The 16,017-nt window shown below is 47.2% G+C and carries 14 protein-coding genes; 3 read left to right on the top strand and 11 right to left on the bottom strand.

Annotation, left to right across the window (positions count from 1 at the left end; genetic code table 11):
* The first annotated feature begins 9 nt into the window (after nucleotides 1-9).
* A complete protein-coding gene (locus JOE49_RS14295; RefSeq protein WP_209941623.1) occupies nucleotides 10-909 on the top strand; it encodes a LysR substrate-binding domain-containing protein in 900 nt (299 codons plus the stop codon).
* 19 nt (nucleotides 910-928) lie between these two features.
* Here the strand turns inward: JOE49_RS14295 and JOE49_RS14290 are convergent, their stop codons facing one another.
* The 10 genes from JOE49_RS14290 to hemE form a co-directional block, all read right to left on the bottom strand.
* Entirely contained in the window at nucleotides 929-1,918 is a 990-nt protein-coding gene (locus JOE49_RS14290) for an aldo/keto reductase family protein (RefSeq protein WP_209941621.1), read from the bottom strand.
* Between the two features lie 153 nt (nucleotides 1,919-2,071).
* Nucleotides 2,072-4,021, bottom strand: coding sequence for an ABC-F family ATP-binding cassette domain-containing protein (locus JOE49_RS14285; RefSeq protein ID WP_209941619.1), 1,950 nt, complete (start codon nucleotides 4,019-4,021; stop codon nucleotides 2,072-2,074).
* A 121-nt stretch (nucleotides 4,022-4,142) separates the two neighbouring features.
* Nucleotides 4,143-4,721: a TetR/AcrR family transcriptional regulator gene (locus tag JOE49_RS14280; protein ID WP_028542833.1), complete on the bottom strand. Its 579-nt coding sequence runs from the start codon at nucleotides 4,719-4,721 to the stop codon at nucleotides 4,143-4,145.
* A gap of 82 nt (nucleotides 4,722-4,803) precedes the next feature.
* Nucleotides 4,804-5,610, bottom strand: a complete 807-nt coding sequence (locus tag JOE49_RS14275; RefSeq protein WP_028542834.1) for a DUF92 domain-containing protein — start codon at nucleotides 5,608-5,610, stop codon at nucleotides 4,804-4,806.
* 212 nt (nucleotides 5,611-5,822) lie between these two features.
* Nucleotides 5,823-6,446, bottom strand: a complete 624-nt coding sequence (locus JOE49_RS14270) for a fumarylacetoacetate hydrolase family protein (protein WP_028542835.1) — start codon at nucleotides 6,444-6,446, stop codon at nucleotides 5,823-5,825.
* 39 nt (nucleotides 6,447-6,485) lie between these two features.
* Nucleotides 6,486-7,256: a glycerophosphodiester phosphodiesterase gene (locus JOE49_RS14265; RefSeq protein WP_209941617.1), complete on the bottom strand. Its 771-nt coding sequence runs from the start codon at nucleotides 7,254-7,256 to the stop codon at nucleotides 6,486-6,488.
* Nucleotides 7,257-7,338: 82 nt separating this feature from the next.
* Nucleotides 7,339-8,817, bottom strand: coding sequence for a CapA family protein (locus tag JOE49_RS14260; protein ID WP_209941615.1), 1,479 nt, complete (start codon nucleotides 8,815-8,817; stop codon nucleotides 7,339-7,341).
* A gap of 137 nt (nucleotides 8,818-8,954) precedes the next feature.
* Nucleotides 8,955-10,400, bottom strand: a complete 1,446-nt coding sequence (hemY, locus tag JOE49_RS14255; protein ID WP_209941613.1) for a protoporphyrinogen oxidase — start codon at nucleotides 10,398-10,400, stop codon at nucleotides 8,955-8,957.
* A 7-nt stretch (nucleotides 10,401-10,407) separates the two neighbouring features.
* Complete coding sequence (gene hemH, locus JOE49_RS14250; protein ID WP_068940250.1) at nucleotides 10,408-11,349, bottom strand: ferrochelatase; 942 nt, start codon at nucleotides 11,347-11,349, stop codon at nucleotides 10,408-10,410.
* 7 nt (nucleotides 11,350-11,356) lie between these two features.
* Nucleotides 11,357-12,427, bottom strand: a complete 1,071-nt coding sequence (hemE, locus tag JOE49_RS14245) for a uroporphyrinogen decarboxylase (RefSeq protein WP_023987997.1) — start codon at nucleotides 12,425-12,427, stop codon at nucleotides 11,357-11,359.
* 233 nt (nucleotides 12,428-12,660) lie between these two features.
* Between hemE and JOE49_RS14240 the strand changes: the two genes are divergently transcribed.
* Nucleotides 12,661-13,881 (top strand): MFS transporter, encoded by a 1,221-nt coding sequence (locus tag JOE49_RS14240; protein ID WP_013309691.1) that lies wholly within the window; start codon nucleotides 12,661-12,663, stop codon nucleotides 13,879-13,881.
* A 112-nt stretch (nucleotides 13,882-13,993) separates the two neighbouring features.
* Here the strand turns inward: JOE49_RS14240 and JOE49_RS14235 are convergent, their stop codons facing one another.
* Nucleotides 13,994-14,638 (bottom strand): O-methyltransferase, encoded by a 645-nt coding sequence (locus JOE49_RS14235; RefSeq protein WP_023987995.1) that lies wholly within the window; start codon nucleotides 14,636-14,638, stop codon nucleotides 13,994-13,996.
* A gap of 157 nt (nucleotides 14,639-14,795) precedes the next feature.
* On the opposite strand from JOE49_RS14235, the gene JOE49_RS14230 reads away from it, so the two are divergent.
* Complete coding sequence (locus JOE49_RS14230; protein ID WP_023987994.1) at nucleotides 14,796-15,956, top strand: THUMP domain-containing class I SAM-dependent RNA methyltransferase; 1,161 nt, start codon at nucleotides 14,796-14,798, stop codon at nucleotides 15,954-15,956.
* Nucleotides 15,957-16,017: the final 61 nt, after the last annotated feature.

Genomic DNA, 16,017 nt, shown 5'->3' with positions numbered 1-16,017 from the left:
ATCACAGCTATGGATCTGAAAAAACTACGTTACTTTATCGCAGTAGCGGAAGAACTGCATTTTAACCGTGCTGCGAAAAAACTGAATATCACCCAACCTCCCTTGAGCCAACAAATTCAAAGCCTTGAAGAAGAGCTTGGTGTGAAGCTTTTGGAACGAACCAAAAGACAAGTTCGACTTACGTCAGCAGGAGCGATATTTTTAGAAGAATCCAGAAATATGGTTGCACAATTGGAAAGATCTATTAAGATCACACAGCTTGCAAGTCAGGGGAAATTCGGACAATTATCCATCGCTTTTGTAGATTCAGCCTCTGGCAGTCTGATGGTTAATGCCTTGAAGAAATTCCGAGAGCGCTTCCCAGATGTGAAGCTTACGTTATTTGAAATGACATCTGTCCAACAACTAAAAGCCATACACGATGGCAAAGTTCATGTGGGCTTCCTGCGCAGTGCAGATCCATCTATACATATCACTTCTCGTCTTTACACCAACGAATCACTCATGGCCGTTCTTCCTCAGACACATCCGTTAGCCCACCATTCAACCTTGTCTTTACGTTCTTTAGCGGACGAATCTTTTATCCTGTCTCCGCCTCATATGGGAGCTTCTTTTCATAATCTCATACTCGACTTTTGCGGACAACATGGATTTCAGCCTCAAATCGTACAGGAAGCCGTTCAAATGTATACGATCGTTAACTTGGTAGCGGCGGGTATAGGTATCTCCATTGTCCCCTCTTCCGTATCTGTCTTTCAACGCAGTGATGTCGTATTTCGTTCATTTCAAGAAGAGTCTCCGTCCATCCCACTTTATGCTGCATGGAAAACAGGTGCACATGAAACTGTTCTGACTCATTTTCTGGAAGTGGTTGAAGAAACAGCTTGTAACGAAGAGTTAGACATGTAAATCTCCTTCATTGTATATCTTAACCTGTTTTTCTCGGATCACGTTCAACAATACCATTTAAAATGCTATCCAATTGTCTCATGACCTGCCCATCTAGACGGACACCCGCAGCTTTTACGTTCTCTTTAACCTGCTCGGGCTTGGAAGCACCGATAATAGCTGAGGACACTTGCGGGTTTTGTAAAACCCATGCAACTGCAAGCTGGGGTAGCGTCAGTCCGCATTCTTCTGCAATCGGCTGAATTTTCTTTACTGCCAAAAGGACTTCTTTACGTAACCATTGTCCAGCCAAACGTTCAAAAAATGGTGACCCTGCTGTCGTAGAAGCTCGTGAACCCTCGGGTAACGGCTTGTCTGCTGTATATTTACCAGAAAGGATACCTTGTGCCAGAGGTGACCAAACCACCTGCCCAATCCCTTCCTGCTCACAAGCGGGAATCACTTCAGCTTCAATGACACGCCATAGCATGGAATATTGGGGCTGACTTGCCACGAAAGGGACCCTTAATTCCCTAGCCAGAGCTGCTCCTTGCTTTATCTGCTCTGCTGTCCACTCGCTTACTCCTACATACAAAACCTTCCCTTGCCGCACCAAGTCGGATAAGGCCAAAAAAGTTTCTTCAAGCGATACGGTTGGATCAAAACGGTGTGCATAATATACATCAATATAATCCGTTTGTAGGCGTCGAAGAGAAGCATGGCAGGCCTCCATGATATGTTTACGAGACAGCCCTTTATCATTCTGTCCGGTACCTGTGGGATGAAAAACCTTAGTACATAATTCAATACTTTCACGGCGTATTCCCTTTAAAGAATGACCCAAAACCGTTTCCGCAAGGGTATCCGAATACACATCAGCGGTATCAAACGTGGTAATCCCTGAGTCTAGTGCAGCCTTTACACAGGCTTGCGCTATGGTATCATCCACTTGGGCACCGTGGGTGATCCAGTTCCCCAATGCAATCTCACTTACCATCAAACCACTTTTTCCAAGTTTACGATATTCCATTTTCAATTCCTCCCCTCCATCTGCAATCCATTATACCCACTGTAATTTAATATTAGAAATATATAATTCACTCGCTTTTAATATGAAAAACGTATTAATAATTCGATGAAAAAAGCAAGCCCCCACTCTGAATGGTGACTTGCTTTTGTGTTTTTAAGATTTACTTTGTTCAATCTGCTCGGCTAGCTCATTCAGGTAGGTCCAGCGTTCCATTTGGTGCTCCAGATGCTGTTCGGCCTTTACTTGCTCAGCCATGAGCTCCTGTAGTCGTGCTGAATCACTGAAAGACTCTTCCATCTGCCGCTGAATGTCGGCCAACTTCTGTTCGGCTTGTTCAATCAGTTCATCAATTTGCTCATATTCCCGCTGTTCCTTGAAGGTGAATTTAAGCTTGGTTTTACTTGTCTCCTTGGCTGAATCGGAAGGACCCGCAGACTTAGGCGCGGAAGAGCGATTCGAGGAAACCGTACTCGTCGAGACAGACGTATTTACAGAAGATTGAGCATTTTTACTGATCCATTCTGCATACTCGCTATAGTCGCCTACATGTACACGTACCTGTCCGTCCCCTTCAAACGCCAGTATTTTGTCTACTGTCCGATCCAGGAAATAGCGATCATGAGAAACAACAAACACCACGCCCGGGAATTCATCCAGATAGTCTTCCAAAACGGAAAGGGTCTGAATATCAAGATCATTTGTTGGTTCATCCAGCAATAGCACATTCGGTGCCGACATCAGAACACGAAGCAGATACAAGCGCCGTTTTTCGCCCCCGGACAGCCTGGAAATAACCGTCCATTGCGCGCTTGGTGCAAACAGGAAACGCTCCAGCATTTGTGCAGCTGTAATCGTCGAACCGTCTGCTGTACGAATCACTTCGGCTTCTTCCTTAATATACTCAATAACACGCAGTGATTCGTTCATTTCCTGATGTTCCTGAGTAAAATAGCCTATCTTCACGGTCGGCCCCAGCACAACGCTGCCGGAATCGGGTTCTACACGCTGTGCAATCATTTGGAGCAGGGTGGATTTCCCACTACCGTTAGGACCTAGGATACCAACACGATCACCAGGAACCGCAATGTAGCTCAAATCCTGTATCAGCTTACGGGAATCTACCGATTTGGACAGATGCTCGATCTCCAATATCTTTTTACCCAGACGTGTGGAGGCGACAGACATATCTACAGCTCCAGAACGAGCTTCCGGTTGCTGATCCCTAAGCTGCTCATATCGGTCAATACGCGCTTTCTGCTTGGTGGAACGGGCCTTTGCTCCACGACGAATCCAGGCCAGCTCATTACGCAGCAGGTTCTTCCTTTTTTGTTCCGTAGACGCTTCCCGCTCCTCGCGTTCTGCCTTCAGCTCCAGAAAACGGGTATAGTTAGCCTCATAACGGAAAAGGCGGCCATGATCCAGCTCCAGCATGACATTTGCAACTCTATCCAGAAAATAGCGATCATGCGTGATCATTAACAACGCACCACGTCTTTTTTGCAAATACTGCTCCAACCATTCAACAGACTCATTATCAATATGGTTTGTAGGCTCGTCCAGAATGAGCAACTCGCAGGGTTGGATCAAAGCCGCCGCCAAAGCCACCCGCTTACGCTGCCCGCCGGATAGAACGCCCATACGAGACTCAAACTGGGTGATCCCCAGTCGGGTAAGTATATTTTTGGCCTCACTCTCCAGCTGCCATGCCTGGAATGTATCCATTTGCTGACTTGCTCGCAATAGACGGTTTTGAAGCTCCTCGCTACCCGGATTTAATTCCAACAACTCCATGATTTCCGTATATTCACGGACCGCCTTCATCTCAGGCTGGTTGCCATGAAAAATATGCTGGAGCACCTTCATTTCGGGATCAAACTCCGGATTTTGTGCTAGATACTGAATTCGCACATCGTTGTTCACTGCAATGTTGCCATCATCTGGCGGCTCTAAGCCGGAAATTACCCGTAAAAACGTTGATTTGCCGGTACCATTTACACCGACGACCCCTATTTTGTCACGTTCATCCATACCAAAGGAAGCATCCTCAAACAACATTTTCTCGCCATAGCTTTTCGTTATATGTTCAACGGTCATAATATTCATACGGATTCCCTACTCTTCCCCTATTTTGTGATGCATCCTGTTTATTTTAACACAGACACAGCCAATGATTAAAAAAACCGTTACCTGAACGAAGTCAGTACGGTTTTTTAGCAACAAGATGTCAGGATTTTTGTACCCCGGCTTTACAGCCATGCATAAATAAGTTCGCCGCTAATTCAGCCGTCTGATCTACGTCACATTCGCGGAAATCTTTATTCAATAAAATATCCATTTTTAGGCGTTCCAACATACCAATGAATGCCTTCGCATGAAACTCAGACTGCTGTACACCCTCTGACGCCAGTTTATTTTTGACCAAATCAGTATAGTCCTGGATAAATCCCCACATAAACTCCATTAGGTCGGGGTCACTGTTGGGGGTCATAAAAAATAATTTAGTATGCTGCTTGCGCTTGAAATAGTAGTGCAGATGCAAATTTGCCATCCGCAGCAGTCCTTCTCCCAAAGTACGATTGATTAATGCGCCTTGCATTTCGGCTAGGTATTGCTCGCAATCTCTACGTGTGACTGCTGTAAATAGCTGCTCTTTGCTTTTAAAGTACAAGTATACTGTGCCTTTGGCAACTCCCGCTTGTTCTGCAATCTCGGAAATTTTGCTTTCATAAAAGCCTTTGGTGCCAAAGACGGTGTAAGCGGCGTCCAAAATAGCTTCATATTTATCTCCTTGAATATCGCCCATCTTAGCACCTCCTTATACAAGGATTGAAACACGGTCAATTCTTATAACAATTTTTTCCTTGTAATGATCTCCAGCTCTGTGTTCAAAGTATAAAAAAAATACCTGCAAGAGCGACCAATCCTCCGAAAATAGAACTAATGCTATTCACCCGATCATTGCTCATCCAACGCCAGCCTCGTACATAGACCGTCGTTTGTCCACAATGTGAGTCTACTTCTACTTCCCGTCCGCAAACCGTGCAGGAACGCATCATTTGCACTGTAGCACCTAGATAGGAATCAGCAAAGGCCCCGGCGCTACCGGATATACCTCCAACCAGTGCCCACAACCATAACGGCAAGCTCGGCGTTCCTATGGCGTGTCCAAAGCCCCATGCACCTATGCCGATCAGTACACCCCCAGCCAAGGCCGCAGCCGTTCCCAATACAGATACTCCACCTGAGGTTCCGGGTGCCAGCACCTTCCCGTTAAGCACCGAACGGGGTGGCCTACGACTCAGGCTGCCAAATTCCGTTGCCCACGTATCGGATGTTACCGTAGCCATGACACCGACAAAAGCCAGCTGCCACGTAACATGAGGCCATATCGCATAGCCCAGGCATAACAGCATACCTAATCCCCCATTGGCCCATACTTGGCCTGCATCCCGGTTTCCGGTTTTGGCATACGATTTTTCCAGCTCAGCCTTGCGCTCCTTTTTGAACCTCGACAGGAGGGTCGACGTGATAAAGAACAAGAGCAATGTGCCGAACCAGAACAGGTTACCCGCCCCATAATATACGGTTCCCATCAGTACAGCCGTGGCAAAGCCAGATAAGGTTAAGGATTTTTTATAAAATGCAGCTCCCGCCACCACAGCAGCACAAAGCAATCCGATGATCCAGTCCATGATATACCCCCGCTTTTGAAATGAATCTCCGTTTTTCTTTTTTCGTTCTGTATATTATTGTACAATGCTCTACACTTATATAAAAGCCGTGTCCCATGCTTTGGCACAGGACACGGCCTTCACAATGCTTTTCTAAGGGAATCGCTCTTTATTTCCCAACTACCAAGAACATTCCCTTTTTTAATCCTCATCCATGAATGCCGTTCACAAGTTTATGCGATGGTGAAGCTCCCCTGACGATCACTCCCCCAGAAAAGCTCAAAGCGATCCCCGCTTGCTGTAGGCCCTACTCCTGCTGGAGTACCTGTAAAAATAATATCTCCTTCACCCAGCCCATAATGAGTCGCTATATATTCGACGATGTGCTGGATAGAAAAAATCATATCTTTAACATGTCCACGCTGGACTTCCTGTCCATTTTTGAGCAAGGAAAAATCCTGCTGCTCCAGCATGTCCAATTTTTCTAAAGGCAGGAATGGTGTCACGGGAGCAGACGATTTAAAGCCTTTGGCGGCGGTCCATGGATGGCCTTTTTTCTTGAGAACACTTTGTACATCACGCAGGGTAAAATCAATGCCGAATGCAAATGCGTTCAGACACGTATCTGCAGACATGCCTGGTTCGTATTTACGTCCTACAGCCACGACCAGCTCAGTCTCAAAATGAATATCTCCCTGCCCCTGAGGAAGCTCCAGCGTGGCGCCATCCAGCGGCACAACCGCATGAGACGGCTTCAAAAAAATCATCGGTTCTGCGGGAACCTCATTACCCAGCTCCTCCGCATGCAGCTTATAATTGCGCCCAACACAGTAAACATTACGAATTTCCACGTTCATTACGATCCGTCACCCTTCCCGCGTATGTAGTCCAATTGATTAACGAATAAGTTTACGTATATAGTGCCACATCCGGTGCTTGGAAAGCAAAAAAACCTGTTCCCAGCGATCCGGCCAATTAGTGCAAATCATCAATTCAGGATGTAATGAGGACAATTTCCGCATTATACGGCGGTCATCCACCGTCCACGCCATGACAGTAATACCGCGGCCAGTGAGATCTTTCATCAGGTTTCGATCCAAACGCGGATAGCCCATGGATAAAAAAGTGCATTGTAGCTGCTCCAGTTGCTTTGCCAAATCATCTGGACGCGCGTCGATAATCAATCCGGTACGGATCTCAGGAGACAGCTCCTTAGCCCGGCGTAATGCGGCACGCTCAAAAGAGGTTAATACCACCTCTCCCTCCATCCCTCTCATCACAATTTCACGGAGTACGGCTTTCTCCAGTCCCGGATACATATCTCCCGCTGTTTTAAGCTCAATATTGAGTGATGCGCGGCCACGACATAAATCCAGTACCTGTGCGAGGGAAGGGATCATTTCTTCACGGTATTCTGCACTTTTCCAGCTACCAGCATCAAGTTGTTGCAATGCTTTCCAGTCTGAATCCTTTACTTTCCCTGTACCATTCGTCGTTCGCTCCAGCGTAAAATCATGAATTACCACCGGAACACCGTCCTTTGACAGCTGTACATCCAGTTCAATCCAGTGTACAAATGGCTGCTCCAACGCAAGCTTAAAGGCTGCCATCGTGTTCTCGGGAGCAATCCCCGAAAAACCGCGGTGAGCCACGCACAAATGATTCATCTTGTTATGACCTCCACCCACAAAGGAGTCCCTCATACGTTCGTTCCGTCAATTCCCATATAAAAAATTTCTTTTCGAACTTCTATTGAGCGCTTACTGTACCATCCGTCCCTATCGAGACATTTCCCGGTGACAGTGCCGCCACTCTCTGCAAAATTTTGCTGGCCTCCGTATCCTTCAATGGGATCGGTTGACCTAGCTCCGCTCGGTAAGGGGTCAGCTTCATTTCGCAAGCCCCTTTTCGGGTACAGGTTGCCTGAAATATCGCTGTATCCCAAGTGGCTGGCACCGTTGATTTAGAAAAAATAAAATTGCCTGTGCTGTATGCGATCCATTTACCTTTATATTGCTCCATCCCTTGAAGCACATGTGGATGACCACCAATGACAAGATCAGCTCCAGCATCAATAAAAGCGTGCGATAACTCGGTCTGATGGGGCTCAAGTGCAGTAGCGCGCTCCTTCCCCCAATGGGCAATGACAATCACCAGATCGGCCTGCATTCGTGCCTCACGGATGGACTTTACGATAGCGGTCGAATCATAGGCTCCTGCTACACCGGGCAGTTTGGCGCCTGCATTCCAGTTGGCTTCAGGCATGACACGTGTAGTCCCTAATAACGCAATTTTGATCCCTTTACGTTCAAAATAATGCGGCGCATACGCTTCTTGTGCATTACGTCCGGCTCCAGCATGGGCAATACCTTTTTCATCCAGATATTTCAGTGTATCCAGTAATCCGCCCGTGCCCTGATCCAAAATGTGATTGTTGGCCAAATTGACAGCATCTATCCCTGCCGCAGCCAATGCAGTTAACGCCTTGGGCGAAGATTTATACACATACGTTTTATTTAACGCACCCACACCATTCGTTGTCACGGGCGTTTCCAGATTGGCAATCGTCAGATCGTCTTTATGAAACAAGTTTCCGAGATATTGATACGGAAAATCAAACCCATTCTGTTCCAATCGCTGCTCAACTTTACCGGAAAATTGCACATCCCCTACAAAATGAAGCGTGACTGTCGGAGAATCTGCACCGTCTGTTTTGGATTTTTTTAGATCCTCCGTTCCTCCCTTATCGGCGGATGGATTACCGTCGTATACATCCTTGGACGTATCGTTCCCTCCCTGCCCGTCTTTCCCCGAGGATAATTTTGCTCCTGAAGAGCTGCCTTCGGGAGCATTTGTGTCAGACGTTGTCGCGGGACGATGGCTTGTGTCTGAAGCAGCAGATTGCTTCGTTTCATCGTCAGCAAATTGTTTATCTGCATGGGGGCCTTCGTCCAGCTGTTTATTTGACAAGGCTGTAACATTTTCACTGACCGAGGGAGTAGACCGCTCTTCACTAGCAGATTCCGTTTGGATTTTCTTCACCGTTTGCGAATACCCGGCATTTTCCGCAAGAGAGCCACTGTTGTCGTGTTCAAATATGTAATAATAACCGAAAAGACCTACGATCATAAGCAGCAGGACCAGATTCGTAATAATCCAAGCCTTGCCTATTTTTGGTTTTCTTGCTTTCTTGCGTCCTTCATTTCTCTGTGATCTGGGAGGGTACATTCTTCACTCCTTCTATGCTATTGCATATGCATAACTTCATTATTAGCTGGCGAATTTTACACCTTCTCCATTATATATCAAATTTCAATATAAATAGAACCCCTCGCCTGGATCGCGAAGGGTTCATCATTGAACATTTACACCTGTACCTTGACCGCTTCCTGCTGTGTCGTTTGGACGGCATGGGAGGCCCATTCCTTAGCTTGACGGATGCAATCCGGTAAACCAATCGCATCATAGCCAGCACCCAACACATACACTCCTGGCATGGCAGTTTGTAACTCTTCCCGCAAATCAGCTATAGCCTGCGGATGCCCTACCGGATATTGCGGCATGGAATTGCGAAGACGTGTAATTTCCGTGAACAACGGAGTTGCTGTAACCCCCATCATCTCTTTCAAATCCTTACGTACCAGTGCAATCAGCTCATCATCAGGTAACTCTACAGTGTCTTCAGCTCCTGCTCGCCCTACATAACAGCGCAACAGCACCTTATCATCCGGGCTAGTATGTAGCCACTTGGCAGACGTCCATGTGCAAGCGGTCACGCTGCGTCCTTCTTTGCGAGGGACCAGAAAACCAGAACCGTCAAAGACATTCTCAATATCTTTTTTATCGAAGGCCATGACCACGTTTGCTACGGAGACGTAATTAACGGCTTCCAGTGCAGCCACATTGACATGATCTCGCAATAGCGGCGCAGCAGCAAAGTTGGGAGTCGTTACAAAAATATCATCCGCCTCCAGCGTCTCTCCATTGTCCAGCATAACGCGATATGGGCTGTCTCCACTTTCCGTGATCTTTGTGAATTCTGTAACAGCAATTCCGGTGCGTAAATCACAGTCATACAAATCATTCAGCAACGCATGCACCAAACTTTGCAAGCCTTGACGGAAGGTCAAAAAGGCGCTTTTTTTCGTACCTGTATGTGTTTCAGCTGGTTTTCGGCCTGTCATCATCCCGTGAATGAGGCTTCCGTATTGCTGCTCTACCTCAGCAAATTGTGGGAAGGTCGCCTGCAAACTTAGCGTCTTCATGTTGGCAGCATAAATCCCCGCCAGCAGTGGCTCGGTTACATTTTCCAGCACTTCTTTGCCCAGTCGGCGTTCAATAAAATCACCCAACGCCTCATCTCCCGGTACACGGCGAGGCGGAATGACAAAATCCATCATAGCCCGCATTTTCCCGCCTAGAGAGATCAAGCCGCTGCGCAAAAAAGGTTTCAGCTCTGTTGGAATCCCCAGCACCAGCCCAGGAGGCATCGGATGAAGCTGTCCTTCATGCAAAATGTATGTCTTTTTAGCCTCAGGATTTGTGCTCACCAGTTCATGATCCAACTCCAGCTCTTTTGCCAGGTCTATCATGGCCGTTTTACGGGCCAGAAAGGAATCTGGCCCCTTTTCAATTACAAAACCATCTTTATGCAGCGTTTCAATTTTCCCGCCAAGCACGGAAGCTTTCTCCACCAACGTAATTCGAGGTGTATAGCCAGCTTCTTTGTACATTTTTCGTGTATAAAAAGCAGTGCTAAGCCCGGTCAAGCCTCCGCCTACAATCACAATATTACGTAACTTTTGCTCCATTATGCCCTCATCCCTTTTTCCATTGGTCTATGATGACATCACTAAGCGTCTCCATATACAGTGGATCACTGTTGAGTGAATCAATACGCTGAAAACGCATATCCAATTCCTTCGCCAACGCCTGTGCTTCAATATCCAGATCGTATAACACCTCTAAGTGATCAGAAACAAAGCCAACTGGCGCAGCCAGCACATACTCCACTTGCTCCTCTTTAAGACTGTGCATGGTATCCAAAATGTCTGGCCCCAGCCATGGCTCTGCTGTACGACCGGCGCTTTGCCACGTAAACTGCCAGTTGGTAATTCCCGCCTTGTCCGCAACAGCCTGCGATGTAGCCATTAATTGCTCAACATAAGGATCACCCATAGCCAAAATCCGTTCAGGCAAGCTGTGCGCACTAAACAGAACACGAACCTCATCCCGCTTGGCTCCAGCTTCTTCAAAAAGCGCCAGTTTGGCGTTTACACGCTCAGTCAGCGTCTTAATCAGCTTTGGATGAAGATAATAGCTCTCCACAAATGATATGGCTAGATCCAGTTCCTGTGCCTTAGCCTGTGCGCGCTTAATATAAGTGCCTACACTCATAACGGAATAATGAGGAGCCAGCACGACACCCACCGCTGTACGAATGCCATCTTGCACCATAGCTTCCACACCGTCTTCAATAAACGGTTTGGCATGTTTGAGTCCCTGATAACAGATAAATTCAATGTCCGGGTTGCGATTTTCCCGATTTAAGGTTTCCTGCAAATTTTGAACCTGCCGATCCGTGTTCTGCCGCAGCGGAAACACACCGCCTACAATAGCTTCATAACGATCCTTTAATTCCTTTAACTGCTCCGGCGAGGGAGCATTGCCGCGACGAATATGTGTATAATAGGCTTCCACCTGATCCAGACTCTCCGGCGTCCCGTAGGACATGACCAGTACACCCACTTTTGTTTTCATTAACAGATCACCTCTTAACATTTCTAATGTATTCATTTTTTGACAAAACCGAGCGGGAATACTCATGTACATAATTAGTAAGCTCTCTTAGCTTATCTAGCGAGGCCTCAGGAAATAAACCATGGCCGAGATTGAAAATGTAACCCGGCTCCAAAATGCCTTCATCTACAATGGTTTTCGCATACTGCTTGATAACATCGATTGGCGCAGTAAGCACATAAGGATCCAGGTTTCCCTGTACACCAAAACCGTTGCCCAAGCGACGACGTCCTTCAGGTATACTTACCCGCCAGTCCAGTCCAATCACATCGGCTTTTAACCCATTCAAGTGTGGGAGCAATTCACCAGAGCTTACACCCGGGAAATAAATTTTAGGTACATCCAGATCAGATAGTTCATGGAAAATACGTGTGATAGTCGGCAGCACAAAAGTTTGAAAATCATAAGGCGAGAGCGCACCTACCCAGCTATCAAACAATTGAAAAGCCTTACCGCCATTAGCGATATGGGCTCGCACGTATGTAATAACCATGTCCCCTAGCTTATCCATCAGGCGATGCCACAACTCAGGCTCTCCATACATCATCGCTTTGGTGCGAATATATCCTTTGGAGGGTCTACCTTCTATTAAATAGCTTGCAATGGTAAAAGGCGCTCCAGCGAACGTAATCAATGGCACGTTTAGTTCACGGTCCAAAATACGAATCGTTTCCAAAATATGACCCAAATCGCGTTCCACATCAATCGGACGCAACTTGTCTACGTCTGCAGCTGACCGGATCGGATTATCAATAACCGGGCCAATATTTTTGACAATATCAAAATCAACCCCTAGCGAGGCTACCGGATTCATAATATCAGAATATAAAATTGCAGCGTCCACCCCAAGCTTGCGCACGGGCATCAAGGTCACTTCTGCGGCCAACTCGGGCTGGCGGCATATTTCAAGCAATGTGTATTTTTCTTTAATTTTGCGATACTCAGGGTCATACCTTCCGGCCTGCCGCATGTACCATACGGGAATATGATCCACAGCTTGCTTGCGGCAAGCGCGGATAAAAGTATCATTGTAGGTCATGACTTCAGCCTCCAGTTCGAATCATAAATAATATATTTTATTATGCCCTTTTTCAAGAGTCGTAACAACCGCAGCTCTCGAACAAACCATGACAAACCCATGACATTTGGATAAAGTTTCAATGAAGTGTGCTATACTAGAGAAATGGCTTTTTTAAAGCTCCGGAGAAGTTATGCTTTGATAAGTAGGATTTACAACAGGATGAGAATGGGCAGAAAGGAAGTGAAAGCACATTGAAAACGTGGGAGACGTGGAAAATCAATCTCATTGTGCTTTGGTTCGGTCAGTTTCTGGTCAATGCGGGTATTACGATGATTACTCCGTTCCTCGCCCTGTATCTGGCTCAGGACCTTCATGTGAAGGGAGAGCACGATATTGGTCTATGGGCCGGAGTTATTTTTGCCGCTAACTTTTTGACCTCATTTATGTTCCAGCCTTTGTGGGGCAAGCTGGCTGACCGATATGGACGTAAAGTCATGCTGCTTCGCTCAGGCTTTGGTATGGCTTTGGTCATCGGATGTATGGGTTTGGTCACCCACCCGTGGCAACTGCTGGCGCTTCGCCTGCTGAACGGTACGATTTCGGGTTTCAATCCGGCATCGATTTCCCTAGTGTCGGGTACCACTCCCAAAGAGCGAACCGGATTCGCTATGGGGATTATGCAATCCGGTCAGATGGCTGGCACGATTCTCGGCCCTCTGCTAGGCGGATTTTTGGCTGACTGGGTCGGATTCAGACCGATCTTTTATATTACAGGCGCTCTAATTTTTATAGCCTCGCTCATCGCAATGTTTCTGGTTAAAGAAAATTTCAGCAAAACGGAAGCCGCACGCATACCGCAAATTTCGGTTCTTGCCGGATTAAAGGAGCTAAGCCATACGCCCCAGCTTCCGGCTTTGTTCACCGTAACGTTTCTGCTCCAGTTTGCCATGATCAGTACGGTATCTCTGCTGCCATTATATGTGCAAAAACTGTATGGGTCGGCAGAAGGAATTGCGCTGATTGCCGGGTTCGTTACGGCTATTACAGGCGTATCCAATATGGTTGCTGCACCGCTCCTTGGAAGATTGAGTGACAAGATAGGGGCGCACAAGATCTTGACCATTGCACTGCTCGGAACGGCGGTTATGCTCATTCCGCAGGCTTTTGTCAATGAAGTATGGCAACTTGTCATTATCCGTTTTTTCATGGGTGTATTTATGGGCGGTCTGCTACCAAGCGTAAATGCGTTGATTCGCACGTATACACCGGAAGGAATGGAAAGCCGTTCTTTCGGCTTCAATACCAGCTCGCTAGCGCTCGGAAATATGCTGGGTGCTGTCATTGGCGGGGTGCTATCCGGGTTTATTGGCATCGAAGGACTGTTTATCATGTCAGGTGTCCTGTTAATCGTCAACATATTCTGGGTACGCATGAAGCTTTTTGATCGTAAGGCTACGCCTGATTTCAGGTAAGATAACCTTCGGGTAAGACAAGCCTGCCTTAACAGACAAGAACCACCTTGTTCACGCTGCCGTGGACAAGGTGGTTCTTTCTTTATATGTGGCTATACATGGGGAATGAACGCTATTTAACTCGAGCTAGCGCCAATCCATCGTACGCTGGCAAAAGCGTGCTGACCAGCCGTGGATCTGTTGCTATCGTTTCGTTAAAACGTCTCACGGCCTGGACGGCAGGGCCGTTCTTATCCGTATTCAGCGTCCGTCCGCGAAGGAAACAGTTGTCTCCCGCAATAATGGCACCCGGATTCGCCAGAGCAATCGCATATTCCAGATACACTGGGTAATTTTCCTTATCTGCATCAATGAAGAAAAAATCGAAAGTTCTTCCCTCTTCCTGAAGTTCCTTCAAGCTGTCCGCTGCGGGTCCGATACGATATTCGACACGGTCACCGTATCCGTTGTTTTCCATATGTCGATGTGCCAGCGCTGCGTACGCTTCTTTCAGCTCCAGTGACACAATGCGGCCCTTTTCTCCCAGCCCACGTGCCAGACATAATCCACTGTAGCCGCCTAATGCGCCGATTTCCAGTACATGCTGTGCGCCAGATACTTCAATTAGAAAGGTCAACAGTTTTCCGTAAGGATGAGCAACGGATACTTCCGGCATACCTTCTTTAACGATAGCCTCCCTAATACTGCGCAGTGCTTCATCCTCTTGTACCAGCTGGTCTACATATTGTTCAGGCGTCATATTTGGTGTAATTTCCACGGTTCATCTCTCCTTCTTGCTTAATCATAGCGCAGGTTGGACGTGATGTCCTTCGTAAATTTTTTACCTTAATGATTTGTCTCTTCGAGTACAATGACCTATACTATAGGGATTGAACCAAGCTTACATGATTATGGGGACGGAGTGAATACGTTTAATGACTCAACTGCAACTAATTGCAACTGCGCCAATGGGACTTGAAGCCGTCGTGGCCCGGGAACTCAGAGAACTCGGGTACGAAGATCTGACCGTTGAAAATGGCCGCGTCGTTTTTACCGGAGATTATATGGATATATGCCGGTGTAACCTGTGGCTTCGCACATCAGACCGCGTGCTTATAAAAATGGGTGAATTTGCTGCAACTACCTTCGACGAGCTGTTCGAGGGTACCAAAGCATTGCCTTGGCAGGATTGGATTCCTGTAGATGGTGAATTTCCCGTAGAGGGACGTTCGCACAAATCACAGCTTAGTAGCGTACCAGCCAGTCAGGGAATCGTCAAGAAGGCGATTGTAGAGAAGCTCAAGGAAACCTACCACACAGATTGGTTTGCTGAAGATGGCCCTCGTTACGTCATTGAGGTCATTCTATTGAATGATCGTGCGTTGCTGACACTTGATACGACCGGTCCAGGACTGCACAAACGCGGCTATCGTAAGCTCGTTACAGAGGCGCCTCTCAAAGAAACGATGGCTTCTGCTCTTATTCAGCTTAGTCGCTGGAGCCCTGACCGACCATTCTATGACCCATGCTGCGGTTCCGGTACTTTATTGGTCGAAGCTGCCATGCAAGCCTGGAACATTGCGCCAGGCCTGAGACGTACCTTTAACTCGGAAGACTGGCCTGTCATTGGCAGAGAATTATGGGATCAGGCTCGCGACGAAGCGATGGATTTGACCCGCGATGACATTCCTTTTGAGATTGCAGGTAGCGATATCGACCCAAATGCCATACAAGTTGCTGAGGCAGCTGTAAAAGCAGCAGGCTTTGCTAAAGACATCCCTCTTAAGGTAATGCCTGTAACTAAAGTCAGACTCGAAGGACAATATGGTGTGATGATTACAAACCCACCTTATGGCGAGAGACTGAGCGAGCAATCCGAGGTGGAAAAACTGATCCGTTCACTCGCACGCACGGCAGCCGAAATGAAGACTTGGTCCTTCTTTGCCATCAGCTCCACCAAGCAATTTGAGCATTATTGGGGCCGTAAAGCAGACAAGCGCCGGAAGTTGTTTAACGGCCGTATTGAATGCCAATACTATCAGTATCTAGGCCCTCTGCCTCCGCGCCGCAAAGATACTTCGCCGTTGCAGCCTTAAATATGATGAAGTTTAGGCCAGGAAACGAACCCTCTGTTCGTTCTTCTGGCCTAATTTGTGC

The sequence above is a fragment of the Paenibacillus sp. PvR133 genome (assembly GCF_017833155.1).
Lineage (GTDB): Bacteria > Bacillota > Bacilli > Paenibacillales > Paenibacillaceae > Paenibacillus > Paenibacillus polymyxa_B.
The sequence above is the reverse complement of the archived record's forward strand: the minus strand, read 5'-3'. Positions and strand labels throughout refer to the sequence as shown.

Excerpts from the sequence above, each read along its gene's own strand:
- JOE49_RS14295 (WP_209941623.1), top strand. The coding sequence starts at position 10 with ATGGATCTGAAAAAACTACGTTACTTTATCGCAGTAGCGGAAGAACTG.
- JOE49_RS14290 (WP_209941621.1), bottom strand. The coding sequence starts at position 1,918 with ATGGAATATCGTAAACTTGGAAAAAGTGGTTTGATGGTAAGTGAGATT.
- JOE49_RS14285 (WP_209941619.1), bottom strand. The coding sequence starts at position 4,021 with ATGAATATTATGACCGTTGAACATATAACGAAAAGCTATGGCGAGAAA.
- JOE49_RS14280 (WP_028542833.1), bottom strand. The coding sequence starts at position 4,721 with ATGGGCGATATTCAAGGAGATAAATATGAAGCTATTTTGGACGCCGCT.
- JOE49_RS14275 (WP_028542834.1), bottom strand. The coding sequence starts at position 5,610 with ATGGACTGGATCATCGGATTGCTTTGTGCTGCTGTGGTGGCGGGAGCT.
- JOE49_RS14270 (WP_028542835.1), bottom strand. The coding sequence starts at position 6,446 with ATGAACGTGGAAATTCGTAATGTTTACTGTGTTGGGCGCAATTATAAG.
- JOE49_RS14265 (WP_209941617.1), bottom strand. The coding sequence starts at position 7,256 with ATGAATCATTTGTGCGTGGCTCACCGCGGTTTTTCGGGGATTGCTCCC.
- JOE49_RS14260 (WP_209941615.1), bottom strand. The coding sequence starts at position 8,817 with ATGTACCCTCCCAGATCACAGAGAAATGAAGGACGCAAGAAAGCAAGA.
- hemY (WP_209941613.1), bottom strand. The coding sequence starts at position 10,400 with ATGGAGCAAAAGTTACGTAATATTGTGATTGTAGGCGGAGGCTTGACC.
- hemH (WP_068940250.1), bottom strand. The coding sequence starts at position 11,349 with ATGAAAACAAAAGTGGGTGTACTGGTCATGTCCTACGGGACGCCGGAG.
- hemE (WP_023987997.1), bottom strand. The coding sequence starts at position 12,427 with ATGACCTACAATGATACTTTTATCCGCGCTTGCCGCAAGCAAGCTGTG.
- JOE49_RS14230 (WP_023987994.1), top strand. The coding sequence starts at position 14,796 with ATGACTCAACTGCAACTAATTGCAACTGCGCCAATGGGACTTGAAGCC.